The 1,631-nt window shown below is 72.8% G+C and carries 1 protein-coding gene; it reads right to left on the bottom strand.

Annotation, left to right across the window (positions count from 1 at the left end):
* A partial coding sequence (locus GWI24_RS44155; RefSeq protein WP_210951629.1) for a cytochrome P450 occupies window positions 1-1,395 on the bottom strand: 1,395 nt, incomplete at its 3' end.
* Between the last annotated feature and the right edge of the window lie 236 nt (window positions 1,396-1,631).

Genomic DNA, 1,631 nt, shown 5'->3' with positions numbered 1-1,631 from the left:
GGGCGGCGGCGGAGGCGTCACCGGCGGCATCTCCTGCCGCTGACCCCGCGGGCCCGGCCGGCCCTGCGGTCCCGGCGGTCCCGGCGGTCCCGGCTCCCCCGGGCGGGCGGCGGGCGGCGCGCCACGCCGACTCCCCGGCCTGGGAACGGGAGCGAACCGCACCGGCAGCGTGATCACCCCCCGTACGAAGATCCCGGAGAGCCACTTCAGCTCCTCGATCTCCCCGGCGAGCGCCAGATCGGGGATCCGGTCCAGCAGCTTCTCCAGTGCGACGGAGGCGATCAGCCGGGCCGAGGACCGGCCGGGGCACGCGTGGGCGCCCGCGCCGAACGCCAGATGGGCCCGGTTGCCCTGCTTGTGCGGGGACCTCAGCAGGGCGTCCCGGTTGGTCGCCGCGAAGCTGATCATCACGGCGTCGCCCGCGCGCAGCCGCTTCCCGGCGAGGTTGGTGTCGTGCACCGGGAAGTAGAGCCCCATGTTGGCCAGCGGCGGATCGGTCCACAGCACCTCGTCGAGGGCGTCCTCGACGAGCATGCTGCCGCCCATCAGCTCGCCCGAGAACCGCTCGTCGGTGAGCAGCACCCGCAGGGCGTTGCCGATCAGACCGGGCACCACCCCGGTCACCATCCCGATCAGCAGCAGCAGCTGCTCGACCAGCTCCTCGTCGCTCAGCCGCGCCGGGTGGGCGATCAGCCAGGAGGTGATGTCGGCGCCCGGCTCGCGCCGCTTGAGGTCGATCAGCTCGCCCAGCGCCGCGCCCGAGGTCCGGTCCCCGCCCGAGGGGTCCGAGCCGTCGATGAACGCCGCCACGCCCCGCAGCAGCCGGTCCATGATCTCCTGCGGGCAGCCGAAGAGCTGGCTCGTCACCATGATCGGGACCAGTGCGCAGTACGTCCCGATCAGCTCGGCCTCGCCCGCCTCGCAGAACTGGTCGATCAGCGAGTCGGCGATGCGCTCGACATAGTTCCGCAGCGCGCTGGAGTCGATCCGGCCGGTGGTGTCCTCGATGGCGCCGCGCAGCCGCCGGTGCTCCTCGCCGTCCACGAAGTCGACCTGCGGCCGGGGCCTGATGACCTGCGGGGCGTAGCTGGACTCCGGCAGCAGGCCTTCGTTCCTGGCCCGCCAGTGGCGGGGGTCCTTGGAGAAGGTCTCGGGGCGCCGCATGACCTCCAGCGCCGTGTCGTAGCCCAGGCACAACATGGCCGGTACGCCTCTGTCCAGCTCCACCGGCGCGAGCGGGCCGTGGGCCTCGCGCAGCCGCCGGTAGACCGCGAAGGGGTCCGCGCCGAACTCGGGCGCGTGGAGCGGTTCGGCACCGGTCTCCCCGTGGGCGGGACAGCCCGGCGGAGGTAAGGCGCCCGGACGCTGAGCACTCGAATCGTAAAGCTGGGTCACACGTGCTCCTGGACACCGCCGGGCCCGCCCCGCGGGCGGACGCGGACGGTGCTACTTCGACGACAGGACCTGGGATCCACCGAGTGGATCTTGCGGACGTAGGCTAGCCCAACAGGACCCGCGCCGCGCCCAGTTCAGTGATCCGGTCAGCGCCACCGGAACGATCCGGCCGGAGCCGCGGGAATGATCCGGCCGGAGCCACTGGAAGGTTCCGGCCGGAGCCACTGGATCGTTCC

It is taken from the genome of Streptomyces sp. MK37H, from assembly GCF_018035285.1.
Lineage (GTDB): Bacteria > Actinomycetota > Actinomycetes > Streptomycetales > Streptomycetaceae > Streptomyces > Streptomyces endocoffeicus.
The sequence above is the reverse complement of the archived record's forward strand: the minus strand, read 5'-3'. Positions and strand labels throughout refer to the sequence as shown.